19 protein-coding genes are annotated in these 22,636 nt (G+C 65.3%); 7 read left to right on the top strand and 12 right to left on the bottom strand.

What is annotated here, in order from left to right; translation table 11 throughout:
- Window positions 1-14 precede the first annotated feature (14 nt).
- Complete coding sequence (gene paaZ / locus FEF27_RS03370) at window positions 15-2,129, bottom strand: phenylacetic acid degradation bifunctional protein PaaZ (protein WP_138169427.1); 2,115 nt, start codon at window positions 2,127-2,129, stop codon at window positions 15-17.
- A 150-nt stretch (window positions 2,130-2,279) separates the two neighbouring features.
- On the opposite strand from paaZ, the gene pdhA reads away from it, so the two are divergent.
- From pdhA to FEF27_RS03400, 6 genes are read left to right on the top strand one after another with little or no spacing between them, the layout of a single operon-like run.
- Window positions 2,280-3,491 (top strand): pyruvate dehydrogenase (acetyl-transferring) E1 component subunit alpha, encoded by a 1,212-nt coding sequence (pdhA, locus tag FEF27_RS03375; protein WP_138169428.1) that lies wholly within the window; start codon window positions 2,280-2,282, stop codon window positions 3,489-3,491.
- The gene (locus tag FEF27_RS03380) at window positions 3,491-4,528 is read left to right on the top strand and encodes an alpha-ketoacid dehydrogenase subunit beta (RefSeq protein ID WP_138169429.1); all 1,038 of its coding nucleotides are present in this window, start codon (window positions 3,491-3,493) and stop codon (window positions 4,526-4,528) included. The genes pdhA and FEF27_RS03380 overlap by 1 nt, the downstream gene beginning before the upstream one ends.
- A gap of 2 nt (window positions 4,529-4,530) precedes the next feature.
- Entirely contained in the window at window positions 4,531-5,910 is a 1,380-nt protein-coding gene (locus tag FEF27_RS03385; RefSeq protein ID WP_424991666.1) for a dihydrolipoamide acetyltransferase family protein, read from the top strand.
- Window positions 5,911-5,923: 13 nt separating this feature from the next.
- A complete protein-coding gene (locus FEF27_RS03390) occupies window positions 5,924-7,123 on the top strand; it encodes a thiolase family protein (protein WP_138169430.1) in 1,200 nt (399 codons plus the stop codon).
- Between the two features lie 6 nt (window positions 7,124-7,129).
- Window positions 7,130-7,921 (top strand): enoyl-CoA hydratase/isomerase family protein, encoded by a 792-nt coding sequence (locus tag FEF27_RS03395; RefSeq protein ID WP_138169431.1) that lies wholly within the window; start codon window positions 7,130-7,132, stop codon window positions 7,919-7,921.
- A gap of 44 nt (window positions 7,922-7,965) precedes the next feature.
- Window positions 7,966-8,775, top strand: a complete 810-nt coding sequence (locus tag FEF27_RS03400) for a 3-hydroxyacyl-CoA dehydrogenase family protein (protein ID WP_138169577.1) — start codon at window positions 7,966-7,968, stop codon at window positions 8,773-8,775.
- Between the two features lie 145 nt (window positions 8,776-8,920).
- Here the strand turns inward: FEF27_RS03400 and FEF27_RS03405 are convergent, their stop codons facing one another.
- The 11 genes from FEF27_RS03405 to FEF27_RS03455 form a co-directional block, all read right to left on the bottom strand.
- Window positions 8,921-10,816: an FAD-binding monooxygenase gene (locus tag FEF27_RS03405; protein ID WP_138169432.1), complete on the bottom strand. Its 1,896-nt coding sequence runs from the start codon at window positions 10,814-10,816 to the stop codon at window positions 8,921-8,923.
- Window positions 10,817-10,825: 9 nt separating this feature from the next.
- Window positions 10,826-11,638 (bottom strand): HpcH/HpaI aldolase family protein, encoded by an 813-nt coding sequence (locus FEF27_RS03410; protein ID WP_138169433.1) that lies wholly within the window; start codon window positions 11,636-11,638, stop codon window positions 10,826-10,828.
- Complete coding sequence (gene hpaH / locus FEF27_RS03415) at window positions 11,623-12,408, bottom strand: 2-oxo-hept-4-ene-1,7-dioate hydratase (protein ID WP_138169434.1); 786 nt, start codon at window positions 12,406-12,408, stop codon at window positions 11,623-11,625. The genes FEF27_RS03410 and hpaH overlap by 16 nt, the downstream gene beginning before the upstream one ends.
- Before the next feature lie 10 nt (window positions 12,409-12,418).
- Window positions 12,419-13,525, bottom strand: coding sequence for a 3,4-dihydroxyphenylacetate 2,3-dioxygenase (gene hpaD, locus FEF27_RS03420; RefSeq protein ID WP_243729003.1), 1,107 nt, complete (start codon window positions 13,523-13,525; stop codon window positions 12,419-12,421).
- A gap of 34 nt (window positions 13,526-13,559) precedes the next feature.
- Window positions 13,560-15,065: a 5-carboxymethyl-2-hydroxymuconate semialdehyde dehydrogenase gene (hpaE, locus tag FEF27_RS03425; RefSeq protein WP_138169436.1), complete on the bottom strand. Its 1,506-nt coding sequence runs from the start codon at window positions 15,063-15,065 to the stop codon at window positions 13,560-13,562.
- Window positions 15,066-15,097: 32 nt separating this feature from the next.
- Window positions 15,098-15,757 (bottom strand): GntR family transcriptional regulator, encoded by a 660-nt coding sequence (locus FEF27_RS03430; protein ID WP_138169578.1) that lies wholly within the window; start codon window positions 15,755-15,757, stop codon window positions 15,098-15,100.
- 5 nt (window positions 15,758-15,762) lie between these two features.
- Complete coding sequence (locus tag FEF27_RS03435) at window positions 15,763-17,238, bottom strand: fumarylacetoacetate hydrolase family protein (RefSeq protein ID WP_138169437.1); 1,476 nt, start codon at window positions 17,236-17,238, stop codon at window positions 15,763-15,765.
- 192 nt (window positions 17,239-17,430) lie between these two features.
- The gene (locus FEF27_RS03440) at window positions 17,431-18,222 is read right to left on the bottom strand and encodes an ABC transporter ATP-binding protein (protein ID WP_138169438.1); all 792 of its coding nucleotides are present in this window, start codon (window positions 18,220-18,222) and stop codon (window positions 17,431-17,433) included.
- A gap of 3 nt (window positions 18,223-18,225) precedes the next feature.
- Window positions 18,226-19,170, bottom strand: a complete 945-nt coding sequence (locus FEF27_RS03445; protein WP_138169439.1) for an ABC transporter permease — start codon at window positions 19,168-19,170, stop codon at window positions 18,226-18,228.
- Window positions 19,167-20,234, bottom strand: coding sequence for an ABC transporter substrate-binding protein (locus FEF27_RS03450; RefSeq protein ID WP_138169440.1), 1,068 nt, complete (start codon window positions 20,232-20,234; stop codon window positions 19,167-19,169). The genes FEF27_RS03445 and FEF27_RS03450 overlap by 4 nt, the downstream gene beginning before the upstream one ends.
- A gap of 44 nt (window positions 20,235-20,278) precedes the next feature.
- Window positions 20,279-21,652: an MFS transporter gene (locus FEF27_RS03455; RefSeq protein WP_138169441.1), complete on the bottom strand. Its 1,374-nt coding sequence runs from the start codon at window positions 21,650-21,652 to the stop codon at window positions 20,279-20,281.
- Between the two features lie 147 nt (window positions 21,653-21,799).
- On the opposite strand from FEF27_RS03455, the gene FEF27_RS03460 reads away from it, so the two are divergent.
- A complete protein-coding gene (locus tag FEF27_RS03460; RefSeq protein ID WP_208009651.1) occupies window positions 21,800-22,627 on the top strand; it encodes a thioesterase family protein in 828 nt (275 codons plus the stop codon).
- The last annotated feature ends 9 nt before the right edge of the window (window positions 22,628-22,636 follow it).

Consider the following 22,636-nt stretch of genomic DNA (forward strand, 5'->3'; position numbering starts at 1 on the left):
GCGCACAGCCGGTGTCACTGCGCCCAGTCGGGGGTCTCCTTCGCCACCCGGGTGAGCACATCGTAGGTCGCCACGATCTCATCATGCTGGTTGTGCAGCACAGTGTCCCAGCGGACCTCGCCGTAGTCGTCGGTCTCCCGCGGAGTGATCTGCTTCGCAGTCAGCGTCACCCGAATGGAGTCCTCGTAGGTCACCGGGGTGACAAAGCTCAGGTTCTCGAGCCCGGTGTTCGCCAGCACCGGACCCGGGGCCGGCTCCACAAACAGCCCGGCGGCCCAAGAGACAAGCAGGTAGCCGTGTGCCACCCTCCGCGGGAAGAACGGGTTCGCAGTCGCCGCCTCCTCGTTGGTGTGAGCGTAGAAGGTGTCCCCGGTGGACTTTGCGAAAGCTTCGATATCTTCCAAGCGCACCTTCCGCAGACCGGAGGCAAACTGGTCTCCGATACGCAGCTCGGACAGGGACTTGCGGAACGGGTGCCTCGCGCTTCCCTCCGCCACGGTCTCCGGCGTTGCGGTGCGCGCCGCGGCTCCCCGGTGCCAGACGCCGGTGATGCCGGTCAGCAGGTCCGGGGTGCCCTGTATGGCGGTGCGCTGCATATGATGCTTTACTCCACGCATACCGCCCAGCTCCTCTCCCCCGCCTGCGCGCCCAGGCCCGCCGTGGATCAGGTGCGGCAGCGGCGAGCCGTGCCCGGTGGAGGTCTTGGCGTCGTCGCGGTCCAGCAGGTGCACCCGTCCGTGATGTGCGCCGATGCCTCGGACGAACTCCGCAGCGATGAGCGGATCGTGGGTGCACACCGTGGCCACCAGTGACCCGCCGCCCAGGGCGGCCAGCTCCACGGCGTCGTCGATGTCGGTGTAGCCCAGCACGGAGGTGACCGGCCCGAAGGCTTCCACCTGGTGGACCTCAGGGGTCCGGGCATCGCTGAATTTCAGCGTGGTCACCGGGTAGAAGGCACCCGTCTCGGCGTTCGCGCTTCCGGTGGGCGCCTCCGGTCCGCCGAAGCACACCTCTGCTCCGGCGTCCACGAGCCGCTGAACGGCACGGGAGACCTCAGCCTGCTGGTCCTTTGAGGCCAGTGCGCCCACGGTGGTCTGCGCATCCCGCGGGTCACCGAGCACTGCGCGGGCCTCGACCCGCTCCCGCAGCGCCTGCACCACAGCATCGACGTGCTCGCTCGGAACGATCGTGCGGCGAATGGCGGTGCACTTCTGGCCGGCTTTCACCGTCATCTCCTGGACCACGGCCTTGATGAACGCCTCAAACTCCGGGGTGCCGGGCCCAGCGTCGGGAGCGAGGATCGCGGAGTTCAGTGAGTCGGTCTCGGCGGTGAAGCGCACGCCCTCGTTCTGCACATTGGGGTGGGCCCGGAGGAGCTGGGCGGTGCCTGCCGAACCGGTGAAGGCGACATGGTCGCGGTAATCCAAGTGATCCAGCATATCCCGGGCCGAACCTGAGATCAGCTGCAGCGAGCCCTCCGGAAGCAGCCCGGACTCCAGCATCAGGCGCACACACGCTTCGGTGACGTAGGCCGTCTGGCTGGCCGGCTTCACGATGGTGGGGACCCCGGCGATGAAGCTGGGGGCGAGCTTCTCCAGCATGCCCCAGACGGGGAAGTTGAACGCGTTGATCTGCACTGCGGCACCAGGCAGCCGCGTGTAGATGTGCTCGCCGATGAAGCTGCCGTCCCGGGAGAGCTGCTCGACTGCGCCGTCGATGATCACATTGGAATTGGGCAGCTCTTTGCGGGCCTTCGACGAGTAGGCGAACAGCGTCCCGATGCCACCGTCGACGTCGACCAAGTGGTCTTTGCGTGTGGCTCCGGTCTTGTCGGAGAGCTCATAGAGCAGTTCCTTGTGCTCGCCCAGGTGGAGGGCCAGCTGCTTCAGCCGCAGCGCCCGTTGGTGGAAGGTCAGCTCCCCCAGCCCACGCTGTCCCACGCTGCGGGCGTGCTCGACCGCCCGTGAGGTCTCCAGGCCGCTGGTGGAAATCCGGCAGACCAGCTCACCGGTAGCGGCGTCGTGAATGTCAGCGGCTTTCTCCGGGTGCTGCGGCGTCCACCACTCCCCGGCGATAAAGCTGGGGAGAATGTCCTCAGGGGCACGGGCAGGGGTGGTTTCGACAGTCATCAGCGTCCTCAACTCCACAGTCGGATTGCGGGCTTTCATTGGTCGTCCAAAATGTTACCGACCAATCGGTCAGTATTTACGATACACTAGCGTGACAGGTATCACACATGGCATGTGCCAATTCCCCCCGTCCATCCAGAGAGGGTGATCATGGACGAACCCGTAACAACTGCGGAGCCCGGACACGCGAAGGCCGAGCAGGCTTCCAGAATTTTTGAGGCCAGCCGCAGCTTCGGCATCACACCCGAGCAGTACATGCTGCCGGCCCAGCAGCAGATCCAGATGCTGGACCCCGAGGGCACGCTCATTCCCAGCGACCAGCAGGGCACCGGGCCCGGTCACGAGTACCCCATCCCCGAGCCGGAGGTGCTGCTGAAGGCTTACACCGCTCTGGTGGCAGGGCGCCGGATCAATGACCAGAACTACGCGCTGGTCCGGCAGGGCAGGCTGGCGGTCTACCCGTCCTCGCACGGCCAGGAGGCCTGCCAGGTGGGTGCGGCGCTGTGCCTGGACGCCGGCGACTGGCTGTTCCCGACCTACCGCGACACCGTCTCCGTGATCTCCCGCGGGGTGGACCCGCTGGAAGTGATGGTCTCGTTCCGCGGTGACTGGCACTGCGGGTACAACCCCAAGGAGCACCGCGTGGGCTCCATGTCCACTCCGCTGACCACCCAGCTGCTTCACGCGGTGGGGGTCGCCCATGCCGCCAAGCTGCGCGGCGAGGACACCGTCGTCCTGGCCATGTGCGGTGACGGTGCCACCAGTGAGGGCGACTTCCACGAGGCGCTGAACTTCGCCGCCGTATTCGAGGTCCCGGTGGTGTTCTTCGTCCAGAACAACGGCTACGCCATCTCAGTGCCGCTCTCCAGCCAGTCGGCTGCGCCCTCGCTGGCGCACAAAGCCATCGGCTACGGCATGGCGGGTGAACGGGTGGACGGCAATGACATGGTGGCGGTGCTGGCCACGCTGCGCCGCGCCGTTCACCTGGCGCGCGAGAACTCCATGCCGCTGCTGCTGGAGGCCGTCACGTACCGGATGCAGGCCCACACCAACGCCGACGACGAGACCCGCTACCGAGACCGCGAGGAAGTGGAGCAGTGGAAGCGGAAAGATCCCCTGCTGCGGATGCAGCGATACCTGACCTCGGAGGGAATTCTCGACGACGCCGTCGCCGCCGAGATCACCGAGGCAGCTGAGCAGGTGGCCAGCTCGCTGCGCCAGGCGATGACGGCCGAGCCGGCCGAGAATCCGCTGGAGATCTTCGACCACGTCTACGCCGAGCCCACTGCGCAGCTGGTGGCCCAGCGGGCCCAGCTCAGCGACGAGCTGCAGCGCACCGGACCCACCCAGGGGGAGAAGTGATGAGCACCACGACTGCGACCAAGACCACCACCACCTTCGCCTCCGCGCTGAACACCGCCATGTCTGACGCCATGGAGGCCGACAACTCGGTGGTCGTCTTCGGCGAGGACGTCGGCACCCTGGGCGGTGTCTTCCGGATCACTGACGGGCTGACCAAACGCTTCGGGACCAGCCGCTGCTTCGACACTCCCCTGGCCGAGTCCGGCATCGCCGGGACCGCCGTGGGGATGGCGATCAACGGTATGCGTCCGATCATCGAGATGCAGTTCGACGCCTTCGCCTATCCCGCGCTGGAGCAGATCTTCAGCCATGTGGCCAAGATGGCGAACCGCACCCGCGGCCGGGTCCGGCTCCCTATGGTCATCCGTATTCCCTACGGCGGCGGCGTCGGCGGTGTGGAACACCACTGTGACTCCTCTGAGGCCTATTACGCGCACACCGCTGGGCTGAAGGTCTTCACCCCGGCCACGGTCGCCGACGCCTACCTGATGCTTCGGGAGGCAATCGACACTGAGGACCCAGTGGTCTTCTTCGAGCCGAAGAAGCTCTACTGGTCCAAAGCTGCCGAGGACCTCTCCACCCTGCGCGAGATCTACGAGTCCCGCGCCGAGGATTCCCGGAAGATCGGAGCCCAGGGTCAGGCGGCGGTGGTGCGGGAAGGTCAGGATGTCTCGATCATTTCCTACGGCCCGTCTGTGGAAACCGCGCTGAAGGCCGCCGAAGCTGCTGCGGAGGACGGGATCAGCGCGGAAGTGTTGGATATGCGCAGCATTGTGCCCTTTGACGAGGACGCCCTGGTGCGCACCGTGGAGAAGACCGGCCGGGCCGTAGTGGTCGCTGAGGCTCAGGGGTTCGTTTCGGTGGCCAGCGAGATCACCGCTCGCATCCAGGAGCGGTGCTTCCACTCCCTGGCCTCACCGGTGCTGCGGGTGACTGGCTTCGACATCCCCTACCCCTCCCCCAAGCTCGAGGAACACCACCTTCCGGATGTGGACCGGATCCTGGACGCCCTCGACGAACTGCAGTGGGAGGACTGACCATGACGACGTTCAATCTGCCCGATCTGGGTGAAGGGCTCACCGAGGCGACGCTGCTGAGCTGGCTGGTCGCCGAAGGCGACGAGGTCGCCGTGGACCAGGCCATCGCTGAGGTCGAGACCGCCAAGTCCGCGATCGAAGTCCCCTCCCCCTACGCCGGGACGGTCCATACGCTGCACGGCGCAGTGGGCGAGACCCTCGAAGTGGGTAAGCCGCTGATCACCGTGACCACCAGCGAGGACCAGGCCAACGGGACCTCTGCACCGGCAGGTTCCGGCGCGCTGTCCTACCGCGAGGAGGAGCGCGCCGGAACCGCGGTCCCGGCCGAGGCCGAAGCGGAGGAGGGCTCCGGAAACGTACTCATCGGCTATGGCACCTCTGCCAGCAAGAATGGTCGTAGGCGGCGTCGCAAGCGGCCCGCCGGAGGCACTGGTGCCGCCGCCGCTCCCGCCGCAGCAGAGACCACCGCAGCAGAGACCAGGGCACCCCGGGTCTCCTCCCCCCTGGTGCGGAAGATGGCGCGCCAAAGCGGGGTGGACCTGCGCTCGGTGACCGGTTCCGGTCCGGAGGGAATGATCATGCGTCGTGACGTCCAGGCCGCGGCCGGCCAACAGACCGTGAGCCGGTCGGCCTCCGCAGCTGCGGTTTCGCCGACGTCAGCGCAGGACGCGCCCACCGGACTGCAGATCCGCGAACGAGTCCCCATGACCGGAATGCGCCGGGCGATCGCCAATAAGATGTCCCAGTCCCGGACCGAGATCCCCGAAGCGACGGTGTGGCAGGACGTGGATGTCACCCAGCTGAGCAGCATGCGCCAGCAGCTGAAGGACGCCGGGCATACGGCACCGTCCATCCTCGCCTTCCTCAGCCGGTTCGTGGTCGCAGGACTGCAGAAGTACCCGGAGCTGAATTCACGCATCGTGGACTCCGGCAGCGGTGAAGAGATTGTCCACTTTGAGGGGGTCAACCTGGGCTTTGCCGCGCAGACTGACGCCGGACTGGTGGTGCCGGTGATCCGGCACGCGGAGCAGCACTCCGCGCAGAATCTGCACCAGGAGATCCGCCGTCTGGCGGAAGCTGCCCGGGCCGGCGCCCTCGGCGGCAAAGAGCTCTCGGGCGGGACGTTCACGGTCAACAACTACGGGGTCTTCGGCTCCGACGGCGCTACCCCCATCATCAATCACCCGGAGGCGGGCATTCTGGGGATCGGACGCACCCTGGACCGGCCGTGGGTGGTGGACGGAGAGATCGTTGTGCGGAAGATCACCACACTGACACTGGCCTTCGATCATCGGGTCTGTGACGGTGGTGCTGCAGGCGGCTTCCTCGGGTACGTGGCGAGCTGCCTGGAGAACCCCGCCGTGGCCCTGGCCGACTTCTGAAGGAGAACACACTGTGACTGATGCTTTTCTCGTATCCGGAACGCGCACCCCGGTGGGACGCTATGGCGGGGCACTGTCCACCGTCCGACCGGACGATCTGGCCGCGCTGGTCATCCGGCAGGTAGTACAGGAGGCCGGAATCCCCTCCGCCGAGGTGGATGAAGTGATTCTGGGCAACTCCAACGGCGCCGGCGAGGAGAACCGCAACGTCGCCCGGATGGCGTGGCTGCTGGCTGGTTTTGAAGACACCGTCCCCGGAATCACGGTCAACCGGCTGTGCGCCTCCGGGCTCTCGGCTGTGGCCCAGGCACAGCAGATGATCGCCGCCGGGGCTGCCGACCTGGTGGTCGCCGGCGGCGTCGAGTCCATGTCGCGCGCACCCTGGGTGATGGCCAAGCCGGAGAAGGCCTTCGGGCGTCCCGGTGAGGTGGTGGACTCCTCGATCGGATGGCGGTTCGTCAACCCTAAGCACCTTGAGCACCCGCAGCGCACCTTCTCCATGCCGGAGACGGCCGAGGAGGTCGCCCGGGTGGACAACATCACCCGGGAGGACGCCGACGAGTTCGCCCTGCAGTCCCACCGGCGCGCAGTAGCAGCCACCGAGGCGGGTCGCCTGACCCGCGAGATCACCCCAGTGGAGATTCCTGGCCGCCGGGGCAACAGCACCACGGTGACCCAGGACGAAGGGCCCCGGCCGGACACCACCCTGGAGGTCCTCGCCGGGCTGCGTCCGGTCGTCGCCGGCGGCAGTGTGGTCACAGCGGGGAACTCCTCCTCGCTGAACGACGGCGCCTCCGCGGTGCTGGTGGCCAGTGCGGCCGCAGTTGAGAAGTACGGCCTGCAGCCGCGGGCGCGCGTCGTCGGCGCGGCAAACGCTGGCGTGGCGCCGGAGATCATGGGTATCGGCCCGGTACCCGCCACACAGAAAGTCCTGGCCCGCAGCGGATGGAGTATCGAGGACCTGGACGCAGTGGAGCTGAATGAGGCATTCGCCAGCCAGTCCCTGGCGTGCATCCGCCGGCTGGGCCTGGACCAGGAGATCGTCAACGCCGATGGTGGAGCCATCGCGCTGGGGCACCCCCTCGGTTCCTCGGGCTCACGCCTGGTGCTGACCCTGCTGCGCCGGCTGGAGGACAATGATCTGCGCCGCGGCCTGGCCACGATGTGCGTCGGGGTCGGTCAGGGCTCAGCGATGCTCCTCGAGAGGGTGTGACGCTCCATGGAGTGGCACCCTGCCGATTTCACCACGTTGCGCATCACCGAGTCGGCCGACCGGGTCCACGCCCGGCTTGACCGGCCTGAGGTGCGCAACGCCATCGACGCCGCCATGGTCGCTGAGCTGCATGCGCTCTGCGACCACCTGGAGAGCGAACCGAAGATTCTGATCCTCTCCGGGGCGGAAGCCGACGGCAAGGGGATCTTCGCCTCCGGGGCGGATATCGGCCAGTTACGCGAACGCCGGCGGGCCGACGCGCTGCGCGGGATCAACTCCGGTGTCTTCGACCGCTTGGCGAAGCTCCCGATGCCCGTGATCGCCGCCCTGGACGGGTACGCCCTGGGTGGCGGGGCGGAGCTGGCCTGGGCTGCTGACTTCCGGGTGGCCACCACGCGTGTGAAGGTGGGTCAGCCGGAGACCAAGCTGGGCATTATTCCCGCCGCCGGCGCCCTGTGGCGGCTGAAGGAGCTCACCGGTGAGTCCCTGGCCAAGGAGATACTGCTTGCCGGCCGGGTCCTCAGCGCCGATGAAGCGCTGCAGTTCGGCCTGGTGACCTCCGTGCACGAACCTGCCGAGCTGCTCCCCGCCGCTGAGGCGCTGGCTGACCGTATCGCTGAGCAGGATGCGCTCGCTGTTCATGTGGCGAAGCGCGTGTTCGCCATGCCGCGGGAGGCCCACCCTCATGTGGACGACCTCGCCCAGGCCATCCTGTTCGAGTCCCAGGCGAAGTTCGACCGCATGCAGGCATTTCTGGACCGCAAGAAGACACCCCGCCCCAAGGAGGCAGCACAGTGACCGAGGCAGTTCCCCAAGAGGTTGGCGTCCTGGGCGGCGGTCGCATGGGCTCGGGTATTGCCCATGCCTTCATCGTGGCGGGCGCACAGCGGGTCACGGTGGTGGAGGTCAACGACGACGCCGCCGCTGCCGCGCATGAGCGCATCCTCGCCGACCTGCGCTCCAGCCTGGATCGCGGAAAAATCAGCGGGGACCTTGCTCAGTGGGCGTCAGTGCTGCAAGTCTCGACCGACTTTGCGGTCTTCGCTGACTGCTCGCTGGTGGTCGAAGCGGTTCCGGAGAAGTGGGAGCTGAAGGTGTCCTCCCTGCAGCAGGTGGAAGCTCACCTGGCAGAGACCGCGTGGCTGGCCACCAACACGTCCTCGATGTCGGTGACGGAGCTGGGCAACACGCTGCGGCGGCCCGAGAGGTTCTGCGGACTGCACTTCTTCAACCCGGTGCCTGCCTCGAAGCTGGTGGAGGTGGTCCGTGGTGAGCGCACGCACAGCGACCTTCCCGCACTGGCGCGCACATGGGTGGAAGCTCTGGGGAAGACCCCCGTGGTGGTCAACGACGCCCCTGGCTTCGCCTCCTCCCGGCTCGGGGTGGCGATCGGCCTCGAAGCGATTCGCATGGTGGAAGAAGGGGTGGCCTCCGCCGAGGACATCGACAACGCGATGGTGCTGGGTTACAAGTACCCCATCGGACCGCTCGCGCTGACCGACATTGTTGGCCTTGATGTGCGGCTGGGGATCGCGGAGTACCTGCACTCCACCCTGGGCGAGCGGTTCGCCCCTCCGCAGCTGATGCGCGATATGGTCGCCCGCGGCGAACTGGGGCGCAAGACCGGCAAGGGGTTCTACTCCTACGAGTAGGCCCTCCGCCGCTTGCGCGGCGGCCCTGCCACCTCTGAGGCTGCACCGGCCCTGCTCCAGCGTGTGACCCCGCCTTATCGGATCTACCCCTGGCTATAGCGCAGGGTCATCCTGGTAAGGCGGGGTCACATGCGGCTCGGCAGGTTCAGCCGGCGGATTCGGTGAAGATCCCGGCGAAAAACTCTGCCAGAGCGGCGGTGTCCGTCAGCGGCAGCACATGTGCCACGTACTGATCCGGCCGCACCACCACCACGGCTCCGGAGCGGCTGATGCTGCGCTGCTCGAAGATATTGTGCTCCGGGTCCACGGCGAAAACATTGTTGAAGTCCCGCAGGCGGAAGGGCCCGACCTCGGGCAGGAACAGCGCCGGGGCGTCCAGCACTTCGAACTCCGTGTGCCGCTGCTGATACACCGCTTTGATGTCGAACAGCGAATTGGTGTCCGCCCCCGTGGGGGTGTGCCTGCGCACCGGCGACTCAGGCGATTCCGCCATCCATGCCGCCCACTCGGTCAGTGCCGACGCCTGCCCGGCTGCAGGCTGATCCGCGAAAGCGTAGATGCGCCAGCGGCCGTCTGCTTCAGCCAAGTGCCCCAGGTGCAGCGGGTTGGTGTCGCAGACGCGCACCACCTTCTCAGACTTGAAACGTTTGCCGACTGTGAAGCCTGCGGCCAATTCCTGGTGGTCGGCCTTGCCGGTGATCATGGAGGGCTGGTATTCGGTCATGAAGCCGGCGGGGAACTCAAAGGTCTTGTCGTAGAACTCTTCAAGCTCTGCGGGGTCGTCGAACTCCTCGGGCCGCTTGGCCATCATGGTTGACCATTCCCGGTCAAAGTCGATGAGGTTCTGGGCCACCACCTGGCGCTCTTCGGAATAGGTCGCCAGCAGCGATTCAGGGCTGCGGCCGGTGACCACCTGCCCGAGCTTCCAGCCGATGTTGAAGCCGTCCTGCATGGAGACATTCATCCCTTGACCGGCCTTCGCACTGTGGGTGTGGCAGGCGTCTCCGGCGATGAAGACCCGAGGGGTGCGTTCGCCGGTGAGCTCGGCCGGGACGTCGTCGAACTTGTCAGTGAGGCGATGGCCGACCTCGTAGACACTGTTCCAAGCCACATGCCGGACGTCGACGGTGTAGGGGTGGAGGATGGCATTGGCCTTCTGCACAATCTCGTCCAGGGTGGTCTTGCGGATCTCACGTGCCCGCTCGGGGCTCACCTCACCGAGATCAACGTACATCCGGAAGAGGTGCCCGCCCTCGCGGGGAATGAGCAGGATCGAGCCGCCGGACTGCGACTGGATGGCGCATTTGAGCCGGATGTCGGGGAAGTCGGTCCGGGCCAGTACGTCCATGACCCCCCAGGCGTGATTGGCCTGTTTGCCCTCCAGGCTGCGGCCAATGGCGGTGCGCACGCCGCTTCGGGCACCATCGGCTCCGAGCACGTACTTGGCCCGGATGGTGCGTTCCTCGCCCTCCCGCTCTGCGGAGGTGTGGCGCACCCGCACCTCAACCGGGTACTCCCCCTCGCCGGTGACCTGGAGGTCGAGGAACTCAATGCCGTAGTCGGGGCGCATTCGGCTCGGTGAGTTGGCCATGAATTCCGCAAAATAGTCCAAGATTCGGGCCTGGTTCACGATCAGGTGGGGGAACTCTGAGACTCCCTGCGGGTCATCGACCTTCTGGGCGGACCGCGCAATATGGGCGGGGTTGGCGGGGTCGGGCTTCCAGAATGCCATTTCCGTCAGGTGGAAGGCCTCGGTGATGAGCCGCTCGGCGAAGCCGAAGGCCTGGAAGGTCTCCACACTGCGGGCCTGGATGCCGTCGGCCTGGCCGACTTCCAGCCGCGCGGGCCGACGCTCGATGATCCGGGTGTGCACCTCGGGGTACTGGGAGAGCTGGGCGGCGGCGATCATTCCGGCAGGTCCGCTGCCGACGATCAGCACGTCCATCTGGTCCGGCAGCTCAGCCGGACGGTCCTTCCCGATGCCGGCCACCGGCTGGATTCTTGGGTCGGTGGAGACATAACCGTGGTGGTGGAACTGCATGTGATCTCCTCAGGTGCCGGACGGCAGTTCGGCCGCCGGCGTGGTGGGCTGGTCAATGAAGTCTGCGGCGAGTTTCTCGGAGCCGCGGGCCATCAGGACGACGTCGGCCCCGACAAGAATCCAGCGGGCGCCAGCGGCGGCGTAGTCGTGGGCGGCGCTGGGGTCGAAGGCGTTGACTCCAGCGGGTTTCCCGGCGGCGTCGATCTGCGCGAAGGCGCTCTTGACCGCAGAGACCACATCCGGGTGCGTCTGCTGGCCGAGCAGACCCATGGAGGCCGCTAAGTCACTGGGGCCGAGCAGGACGCCGTCGATGCCCTCCACTGCTGCGATCTCGGCGGTATTGGCCAGGCCTTCTTGGGTTTCGATCTGGACAAATACGCACACGTGCTCTGCCGCCTCCTGCACGTAGTTTGGCACCCGGTTCCACCGCCCGGAGCGCGCCAGCGCACTACCGACCCCTCTGATTCCGCGTGGAGGGTACTGGACCATCGCTGCGATCTGCGCCGCCTGCTCAGCGGTGGAGACCATCGGCACCAAGAGGTTCTGCACCCCGAGGTCCAGGACCTGCTTGATGATGACCGGATCGCCCGCAGGCACCCGCACCATGACGGAAGTGGGGTACCCGGAAGCGGCGTGCAGCTGGGCGAGCACCGAGTCCAGGCCGTTGGGTGCATGCTCCATATCGATGAGCAGCATGTCCAAGCCGGAGCCAGCCATGATCTCAGCCGCGACCGCAGATCCGGAGCTGACCCATCCGCCGTAGAGGGGGCGTTGGGCCTGGGAGAGCTCGTACGCGAAGGTGGGGTTCAGCTGAAGCGGCATGTCACCGTTCCCATCGTGCCGTAATCGCACAGGACAGTGTCACCGGATTCCACCCACATGGGCCGGGTGAAGGAGCCGGCGAGAATGATCTCCCCGGCGGCCAGCGAGTCGCCATGAGCGGCGAGCTTATTGGCCAGCCACACCACACCGTTGGCTGGATGGTTCAGCACCGCCGCGGCCACCCCGGACTCCTCAATGGTCTCGTTGCGGTACAGCAACGCCGAGACCCAGCGCAGGTCAATGTCCTGGGGCCTGACCGGGTTTCCGCCGTAGACCATGGCTCCCATGGCCGCATTGTCACTGATGGTGTCCACAATGGTCCGGTTCTGCATCTCAATCCGAGAGGAGAGAATCTCCAGCGCGGGGATGACGTAGTCCGTGGCGTCGATGACGTCGAAGACCGTCACCTCAGGGCCGGCGAGCGCTTTGCCGAGCACGAAGGCCAGCTCCACTTCAATGCGAACATTGGAGAACCGGCTGTGGTCAATCACCGAACCGTTCTCGTAGACCATGTCAGCGAAGATCGCGCCGTAATCGGGTTCTGTGATGCCGGTGGCGGCCTGCATGACTTTGGAGGTCAGCCCGATCTTGCGTCCCACCGGCCTTCGTCCGGCCTCGACTCCGCGGCGGCGCCATTCATTCTGTACCGCGTAGGAGTCCTCGATGGTCATCTCCGGGTGGCGGGCGGTCAGCAGGGGGACCGTGGTCCGGCTCCGTTCGGCCCGGGCGAGTTCGTCGGCGATAGATGTGATGGTCTCTTTGCTCAGCATATTGGCTCCTCTACAGCTGGTGGCCGAGCTTGTACTCGCCCTGTTTCCACTCCGGGAGAGATTCCTCGTCGTCCTTGCGGGTGTAGGAGAACCCGTCGGCGCCGATGGTGACGTCCATCTCGGAGTCATCGGTGCGTTCGGTGGTCGCCACAGGGTTGCCGTCGAGGTCCAGCACGGTGGAGGCTTCGGTGTACCAGGAGGGCACCACTGGATTGCCCCACCAGTCGCGGCGCTGGTTGTCGTGCACATCCCAGGTCACCACCGGGTTGTCCGGGTCGCCGGTGTAGTAGTCCTGGGTGTAGATCTCAATACGGTGCCCGTCCGGGTCCCGCAGGTAGAGGTAGAACGCGTTGGAGACTCCGTGGCGCCCGGGGCCCCGCTCAATCCGGTCCGAGAGCCGCAGCGCGCCGAGCTTGTCGCAGATGGCCAGAATGTTGTGCTTTTCGTGGGTCGCGAAGGCGACGTGGTGCATGCGCGGGCCTGCCCCACCGGTCATGGCGGTATCATGCACCGTCGGTTTGCGGCGCATCCAGGCGGCATAGGTGGTGCCGGCCTGGTCCTGAATGTCTTCGGTGACGCGGAAGCCCAGATCCTCCATGTACCCCACAGCTTTCGGCACATCAGGGGTGACCTGGTTGAAGTGGTCCAGGCGCACCAGCGCACCGGGGGTATAGAGGTCGTAGCGCCACGCCAACCGGTCCACGTGGTCCACGTCGTAGAAGAACTCGTAGGGGAAGCCCAGGGGGTCTTGGACGCGCACGGAATCCCCGATGCCTCTGACGAACCCGTCCTTCTTCCGCCGCACCGGGCAGCCCAGTTCGGCGTAGAACGCTTCGGCTTTGTCGAGCTCCTCGGGGCTGCGCACGCGGTAGGAGAACGCGGCCACGGCGGCCGCCTCGCCCTGCCGCAGGACCAGGTTGTGGTGGATGAACTCCTCCATGGAGCGCAGGTAAATGGCGTCGTCGTCCTCATAGGTGACCACCAGGTTCAATACGTCCACGTAGAAGTCGCGGGAACGCTTCAGATCGGTGACCACCAGCTCCATGTAGGCGCAGCGGAGAATATCGGGCGCCGGAGCCTTCGGGGTGGGAATGGCGGCAGCGGTGGGGTCAGTCATGTCGGGCATCCTTGCTCAGTCATGGCGGGGGGTCTCAGTCAGCTTTTCCGAAAACGGGGTTGTGCACCTCGCCGAGGTTGATGTGCACTGCCTGCTGGTCGGTGTAGAAGTCTATGGAGCGGTAACCACCCTCATGACCCAGACCCGAGGCCTTCACCCCGCCGAAGGGGGTGCGCAGGTCGCGGACATTATTGGAGTTCAGCCACACCATTCCGGCCTCGACGGCCTGGGCGAAGTTGTGGGAGCGTTTCAGATCGTTGGTCCAGACATAAGCAGCCAGACCGTACTTGGTGTTGTTCGCCAACTCCAGAGCTTCAGCTTCGGTGTCGAAGGCAGTGATGGCGACCACCGGACCGAAGATCTCCTCCTGGAAAATACTGGCCTCGGGGGCGACGTCGGCAAACACTGTAGGGGCAATGAAATTACCCGTCTCGTAGCCCTCCGGCCGGCGCCCGCCAGCCACAAGGCGACCTTCAGACTTGCCCTTTTCGACGTAACTCATCACCTTGTCGAAGTGCTCGGGGTGGACCAGGGCCCCGACCTCCGTCTCGGGTTCGTGGGGCAGCCCGACTTTGACGCGCTCGGCCTGGGCGGCATAACGTTCGACGAATTCGTCGTAGACGCTGCGTTCGACCAGAATGCGCGAACCAGCTGTGCAGCGTTCCCCGTTGAGTGAGAAGACGCCGAAAATTGTGGCGTTGACGGCGGCCTCGAGGTCCGCGTCTGCGAAGACGATGGCAGGTGACTTGCCGCCGAGCTCCATGGACAGGCCCTTCAAATGCGGTGCCGAGTTGGCGAAGATCAGCTGCCCGGTGCTGGACTCTCCGGTGAAGGAGATCAGCGGGACCTCCGGGTGCTTCACCAGGGCATCGCCGGCTTCCTCACCGATACCGTTGACCAGGTTGAACACGCCCCGGGGAAGCCCAGCCTCTTCGAAGATACCGGCCCACAGCCCAGCAGAGAGGGGGGTGAACTCAGCAGGCTTGAGCACCACAGAGTTTCCGGTGGCCAGCGCTGGTCCCAGTTTCCAGCTCTCCAGCATGAAGGGGGTGTTCCAGGGGGTGATCAGGCCGGCGACTCCGATCGGCTTGCGATTAACGTAGTTGATCTGCCGTCCCGGCACTTTGTACGTGTCGTCGGCCTGGGCGACGATCAGGTCGGCGAAGAATCGGAAGTTCTCGGCTGCACGGCGCGCCTGGCCCAGCGCCTGGGTGATCGGCAGGCCGGTGTCGAAGGACTCCAGCTCGGCCAGCCGGTCGCCGCGGCTCTCCACCAGGTCGGCGATGCGGTGCAGCACCTTGGACCGCTGCCGGGGCAGGGACTGGGACCAGGTGCCCTCCCGGAAGGTGCGCTGCGCCACCGCCACCGCCCGGTCGATGTCGGCCGTCTTCCCAGCCGATGCCTGGATGTAGGTCTCATTGGTCACAGGGTTGAGCACATCGAAGGTCGCACCGTCTGCTGAGTCGACAAACTCGCCGTCGATGTAGTGCCGGATGCGCTCGGGCAGCTGCGCCGGTGTGTGGGTTTCGTACTGGGCCATGGTGGTGCTCCTTGTGGCGAGGGGTCAGGGGGTCAGTGGCCTTGTTCCCGAAAGGCCTCGACGGTGCGCCACTTGTGGTGACGGACGGTCATCTCTATCTGGGTGGGGTCGGCGTTCTGCCGCAGCAGCTGCAGGATCTCGTCGTGCTCCTCCACTGAGCGCGGGGCCCGCTCGGGCACAAAGCTGAAGGTGGAGCTGCGCAGCCCGGCCATGGTGCTCCATCCGCGATCCACCAACGTCCCGATGTAGGCGTTCGGGCAGCGGGCGTAGAGGATGCGGTGAAATTTTTCATTCAGTCTGGTGAAGACAGCGGGATCGAAATTCTGCAGCGCGCTGCGCATCTGGTCGTTGACTGCTTCGGCGGTGGCGATGTCCTCTGCGGTGAGATGAGGCAGCGACAGCACCGTGGCGGCTCCCTCCAAGACACCGAGGGCCTGCATGGCCTCGACGTATTCGTTCTCCTGGACCATGGCCACCCGAGCGCCGACATTGCGTTCGAATTCCACCAGCCCCTCGGCCTCGAGCCGACGGATCGCTTCACGGACCGGCACAGTGCTCACCGCCAGCTCTGCAGCGATGCTGCTCAGCACCAGACGGTAACCCGGGTTGAAGTCGCGGGCCAGGATACGTTCACGTATCCACTCATAGGTCCGCTGCGATTTGCTCGCCGACTCTGGGAGCTCTCCCGTCACTGCGCTCAACCTTGTGCTCTCTCCGCTTCATAGCGTGCACGCCACTGCGCGTTCATGGGGAAGACCTCTTGGATCGGGTGCCCGGCCTTGACCTGCTCGGCCACCCATGCGTCCTCGGTTTCTTTGGCCAGAGCAGCATCGGCCACCTCCTCGGCCAGCGCCGGCGGCAGCACGATGACGCCGTCGTCGTCGGCGACGATGATGTCCCCGGGCTGGATGGTGGCTCCTCCGCAGGCGATGGTGAGGTCAGTGTCCCAGGGGACGTGTTTGCGTCCGAGAACGGCAGGGTGCGCACCGCGGGAGTAGACAGGCAGGTCGATCGCAGCAACGGTGGCGTAGTCCCGCACGCCTCCGTCGGTGACGACTCCGGCGGCGCCGCGGGCTGCTGCTCGTAGTGCCAAGATATCGCCGAGTGTGCCGGAGCCGGATTCCCCACGTGCTTCGATGACGATGACCTCATCGCTGCTGACCTGGTCGAACGCCTGCTTCTGAGCGTTGAACCCACCGCCGTGCGAGGAGAAGAGGTCCTCGCGGTTGGGCACAAAGCGCAGTGTCTTGGCGGTGCCGACCATCTTGCTGCCCGGCCGGGTGGGGCTGACCCCGTCGATGGTGACATTGTTCAGTCCGCGCTTGCGCATCTCCTGGGAGAGTCCGGCCACCGGAGCCTCGCGCAGCTTTGCCTTCAGCTGCGCCGTCAGCACTGGTTCGGCGGCAGCGGGCAAGCCGGCGGCGTGCCGTGATCCCCAGGCCTCTTCACGCTGCAGATCATTGACCTTCGGAACGGCGCCGACCTCCGCCGCAAAGGTGTCGGTCCCTTCGATCACTGTGGAGACCAGCCGTCCGCTGCTGAGCCCCGCCGCCGGCGCGTCCACTTCCACCTCGAGGGTGTCACCGGGCTGGGCCACGGAGGCGCCGGCGGGCGTGCCGGTGAGGATGACGTCTCCGGGTTCCAGGGTCAGGTGCTGGGACAGGTCAGCGATCAGCTGAGCAAACGGGAAGATGAGGTTCCCGGTCGTGTCCTCCTGGACCAGTTGGCCGTTCTTCCACGTGCGCAGCCGCAGCGCTGAGGGGTCCACCTGCTCCGCAGTGATGAGGTCTGGCCCCAGGGGCGTGTATCCATCACGTCCCTTATTGCGGAGATTCGAGCCCTTGTCCGCCCAGCGGAGATCATAGAGCCCCCAATCGTTGCTCGCGGTGATGGCCGAGACATGATGCCAGGCCTGTTCGACTGACACCCGCCGGGCCGCAGTGCCGATGATCAGAGCGATCTCCCCTTCGAAGGCGAGCAGCTCAGTCCCTGGGGGTCGCTCCACAGTACGGCCGGAAGCCGCCACCGAGCTTGTTGGCTTGAGGAAGTAGGACGGCGCTTCAGGGCGCCGACCGCGCTCAGCTGCACGCGACTCGTAGCTGATGTGAACGGCGATGATCTTACTCGGCGGCTGTGCCAGCGGCGAGTCTTGCACCTGTGCTTCAGAAAACATGGGGCCCTTGCCTGTGAGGAGTACTACATTTTGATCATATACGATGTCAGATATGACGCCAAGGGGAGATCTCCGATAAGTCCATATCGGCCAGCACCGCCCGCGGTCGCATAAGAGAGGCCGGTGGCCGCACCACCACGTGATGCGCCCACCGGCCTCGGCACATGCAGAGCATGTGCTCACCACATGCCTCTACTGCAGCAGTGTCTTATCGTCCAGCGCAGCACCTTTGATCTTGGCGAACTCGGCCAGCAGATCTGCCGGTGTCAGCTGTGACTTCTCTGCTTCGGAGACGTCCAGAATGATCCGACCCTCATGCATCATGATCAAGCGGTTGCCGACCTCCAACGCCTGGGCCATATTGTGAGTGACCATCAGCGTGGTCAGTCCCTGCTCCTCAACTACCTTCTTGGTCAGTCGAGTCACCAGATCCGCCCGCTGCGGGTCCAGCGCTGCGGTGTGCTCGTCGAGCAGCAGCACCTTCGGCTGCGAGAAGGTCGCCATCAGCAGGCTCAGCGCCTGCCGCTGACCCCCGGAGAGCAGCCCGACCTTGGTCTTAAGCCGATTCTCCAGACCCAGCTCCAGGACCTTCAGCGCCTCGGCGAACCGCTCCCGCTTCGCCCGAGTCACTCCGAATCCGAGTCCGCGGGGCCGGCCCCGCTTGTCAGCCAAGGAGAGGTTTTCCTCGATGGTGAGGTTAGGGCTGGTCCCCGCCATGGGGTCCTGGAACACTCGGCCCACTTGGGCGGCGCGCTGGTGCTCCTTGAGCTTGGAGACATCACGGCCGTCCAAGGAGACAACTCCCTCATCCTGGCTGATGCGCCCGGCGACTGTGTTGAGCACCGTCGACTTCCCCGCACCGTTGGACCCGATGACGGTCACGAAGTCCCCGGGAGCGAGCGAGAGGTTCACGTTCACCAGGGCCTTGCGTTCGTTTACGGTCCCAGGAAAGAAGGTCTTGGACACGTCAGTGACATCAAGCATGGTTCAGCTCACCTTCTTTCCATCGATCTTCGCATCACCGGTCAGCGTCGCGGCAGCCGCGGCCTGCAGAGCCGAGCGTCCCTTCCTTCGCCGGGCTGCGAGCTTCCGGAACCCTTTCCACTGCGGCAACAGCAGGGCGGCGATCACCAGCAGCGCAGACATCAGCTTCATGTCATTGGGGTTCAGTCCCGCATTCAGTGCGAACTGGATCGCCAACCGGTAGATCACTGCACCCAGGACCACGGCCATGGTGGCTTGGACCACGATGCGGGTGCCGAAGATCGCCTGACCGACGATCACCGAGGCTAGGCCCACCAGGATCAACCCGATGCCCATTCCGATATCAGCGAAGCCCTGGTGCTGGGCGACCACTGCGCCGGCGAGACCCACGAGGCCGTTGGAGAGCATCAGCCCGATGATCTTCATCCGGTCGGTGGAGACGGCGAAGGAGCGGATCATCTGCTCATTGTCCCCGGTGGCCTGCAGCGCCAGTCCGGCATCAGTGTGCAGGAACCAGTCGATGATGAACTTGAACACCAGCGCCACAGCGACGAGCACCATTACCGAGGTCCAGCCGCTGCCTGCAATCTGCCGCAGCAGAGAAATGGTGGTGTCTTCCCCCAGCAGGGGGATATTGGCTCCGCCCATAATCCGCAGGTTGATGGAGTAAAGACCGATCATCGTCAGGATTCCGGCCAAGAGGCCATTGATGTTGCCTTTGGTATGGAGCAGTCCGGTGATCAGCCCGGCCAGTGTGCCCACCACGAAGGCGGCGCCGCTGGCCAGAAACGGATTGACTCCGTTGATGATAAGGATGGCCGCGGTCGCAGCCCCCGAGGTGAAAGAACCGTCAACAGTCAGATCCGGGAAATTGAGGATCCGGAATGTCAGGTAGACCCCGAGGGCCACGATCGCGTAGATCAGGCCTAATTCAAGCGCAGTGATCATTCGTCTTCTTCGTCGTCCTCACCGGCGTCAGCGGGATCCTCTGCCTCGACGTCCTCACCGACGACCACGTCGGCGCGGTCGACAATGTCGTCTGAGAGCTCAACGCTCATCGCCTCGGCAGCATCCGGGTTGACGGTCAGCTCCAGCTCTGACTGGGTCTCCACAGCCATGGTCGCTGGGTCCTCGCCATCGACGAGAATGCGGATGGCCATTTCGCCAGCCTGGTAGCCCAGCTGCTCATAGTCGATGCCGTAGGTCGCCACAGCCCCGCGGATCACGGAGTCCGCCTCAGCCGCGATGATCGGCACATCATTGTCCTGACCGTACTGGATGACAGCTTCCAGCGCTGAGACCACAGCGTTGTCGGTGGGCACGTAGATCGCGTCCACGTCGAGGGACTCCACGCCCTGCTGGACCTCCGAGGAGGCCGAGATGGTTGCTTCCTGTACCTCCAGGCCCAGCTCCTCGGCAGCCTCCTGGAGCATCTCTACCTGTACTTGGGAGTTGGTCTCACCGGAGGAGTAGACCACACCGACGGTCTCAGCATCGGGCAGGATCTCCTGCAGGAGCTCCAGCTGCTCGGAGACCGGGTTCATATCCGAGGCGCCGGTGATGTTGCCGCCTGGCTCCTCCCAGGAATCCACCAGTCCGGCCTCTTCGGGGTCGGTGACCGAGGAGAAGACGATCGGAATATCGGTGATCTGCTGAGCGGCAGCCTGGGAGGTGGGGGTCGCGATGGAGTGGACCAGGTCCAGGTCTCCGTTGGCGAAGGTGCCAGCGATGTTCGAGGCGGTCGCCTGCTCACCCTGGGCATTCTGCTCGTCCCACTCGACCTCGATTCCGGCGTCGTCGAAGGCGCTCTTGAACCCTTCCCGCGCTGCGTCCAGGGCAGGGTGCGACACGATCTGAGTGATGCCGATGGAGTAGCTCTCGGCGGCCTCTCCCCCGTCGCCGTTGCCCTCAGCGTCGCCGTTGCCATTGTCATTGCCATTGCAGGCGGTCAGCAGTAACGCTGTAGCTGCCGCAGTGGCAGCAATGCGCACCGCAGGTGTTCTGTTCATCATGGTTTTCTCCTCGAGAATGCTTGGTGGTGCCTAGAGTGATGGGTTCAGTGGACTTGCAGAATACGTGGTTTGACCTGCAGCTCTTCACGCTCAGAGTCGTCCTGAAGATTGATGCCTTGCAGGTTCTTGGGGACGATGGACACAGCGATGAAGGAGACCACCGCCAGGCCGCCGATGTAGACGCCGATCAGCCAGGATTGGCCAGTGGAGTCCAGGATTGCTTGAGCGATCGTAGCAGCGAAAGCGCCGCCGATGATCGAACCCAGCGCATAGCCGATCGACACGCCTGAGAACCGGATGGAGACCGGGAACATTTCGGCGTAAAGAGCCGACTGCGGGCCGTAGGACGGGCCCAGACCCACCGTGAGGATGAAGATCGCCAGGGCAAACAGGGGCAGCGAGGCGGTGTCCAGCAGGAACCACATCGGCACGGCCCAGACGATGATGATGGCATAGCCGATCTGGAAAGTGCGGACCCGCCCGATGCGGTCGGAGATCCAGCCGCCGAGCATGGTGAAGAGGAACCATCCCACACCGCCGATCAGGGAGGCGATCAGCGTCTCAGTGCGCGTCATGCCCAGGGTTGAAGCGCCGTAGGCGGCGAAGAAGGCGATCACCAGGTAACCGGCGGCGTTGTTGGCTGCGAAGATCAGTGCGGCGAGGAAGGTGTACTTCTTGTGCGTGGTGACCAGTTCCTTCAGCGGCGCGGAGGATGCCTTCTTGCGCTCCTTCATTTCGGTGAAGACCGGTGACTCCTCCACCTTCCACCGGATGAAGAAGGCGACGAGGATCAGTACGAAGGAGAACAGGAACGGCACGCGCCAGCCCCACTCCAGGAACTGTTCCTCAGTGAGCATGGCGTTGAGTCCGAACATGAATCCGGTGGCCAGCAGCATACCCAGGGGGACACCGATCTGCGGGAACATGCCGAACAGGCCCCGCTTATGCCGGGGGGCGTGCTCGACGGCCAATAAGGCAGCTCCGCCCCATTCACCACCGGCGGAGAGCCCCTGCAGGATGCGCAGCACGATCAGCAGGATCGGCGCGGCCATCCCCCAGGCGGCGTAGGTGGGCAGCAGACCGATCAGGACTGTGGCCCCGCCCATACCGGTCAGGGTGATGAACAGCACAAGTTTGCGGCCAAACTGGTCTCCCAGCCAGCCGGCGAGCACGGCGCCCAGTGGCCGGAACAGGAAGGAGATGCCGACCGAGGCCCAGGCCACCAGCTGTGCCAGGGTCTGGGATTCTGCACCGAGCGGCTCGAAGTAGAGAACGGCCAGAACGAATCCTGCCGCCTGCGCGTAGATAAAGAAGTCGTACCACTCGATAGTGGTACCGACCAGCGTTCCGGCGAGGACTCTCTTCTCCTCGCGGGTTACGCTGTGCCCCTCTTTGCTGAGGTAGGCCTGCTGCGTCATTGTGCCTCCAGTGGCGCGTATTTGTGCGGTAGCGAGTGACGATATCGCTCGCCGATTTTCGTGTGATTCAAGTCACCTGGCGAAAACTGTAACAGATTTACCGACCATTCGGTAGGTAAATGATTGGAGGGCTGATATTTTGGTGTGGTGCGTCACACTCTCTCCCCAGTCAAGAGCCCTCCGACCAACTCAATGCCCCCGGCGTACTTCCACGCCCTGGGTGACGGCCGGTACCTCGCCAGTCGAGCGACCGCGGGGGCGTGGAACCCCGAGCAGCAGCACATCGCGCCGGTCATGGGCCTGATGGCGCACGCCTTGGAACGCCACCACGGCTCGGACCAGCCCCTGCAAGTGGCGCGGCTGAGCTTCGACATCTTCGGCACCGTCCCGGTCGGCGAGGTGGGGATCGTGGTGGACCTGCCCCGCCCCGGGAGGACTATCGAACTCAGCGAGGTCACGCTGACTCACGCTGGCCGCACCATCGCGGTGATGCGTGCGTGGTCCCTGATGGACGCTGACACCGAGGATCTGGCGCTGACCCCTGCTGAGAATTTCCCCGCACCCGAGGCGTGTGAGCCCTGGGATGCGGCCGGGATCTGGCAGGGAGACTTCATCGCTTCCTTGGAAGCACGGCGCCGCTGCCCTGCCCCGGGCCGAGCACAGGCATGGCTGCGGACCCCGGTCGCGCTCGTCGACGGCGAAAGGACCAGCGATTTTGCCCGCTACGTAGGGCTGATCGACGTCGCCAACGGCCTCACGCTTGCCCTCGATCCAGCAGCGGCTGCCTACCCCAACGTGGACTCGACGGTCTCGTTCTTCCGCCAGCCCGTCGGTGAGTGGGTCGGACTGGATGTCACCGCATACATCGGCCCCCGCAGCGTGGGACTGACCCACACGCTGCTGTACGACCGCGCAGGCTGCGTGGGGGCGCTCACGCAGACGCTGACAATCCGCCGCACCCCTTCGACGGCCTGAGCGACGCAG

The sequence above is a fragment of the Nesterenkonia sphaerica genome (genome assembly GCF_005771565.1).
GTDB lineage: Bacteria > Actinomycetota > Actinomycetes > Actinomycetales > Micrococcaceae > Nesterenkonia > Nesterenkonia sphaerica.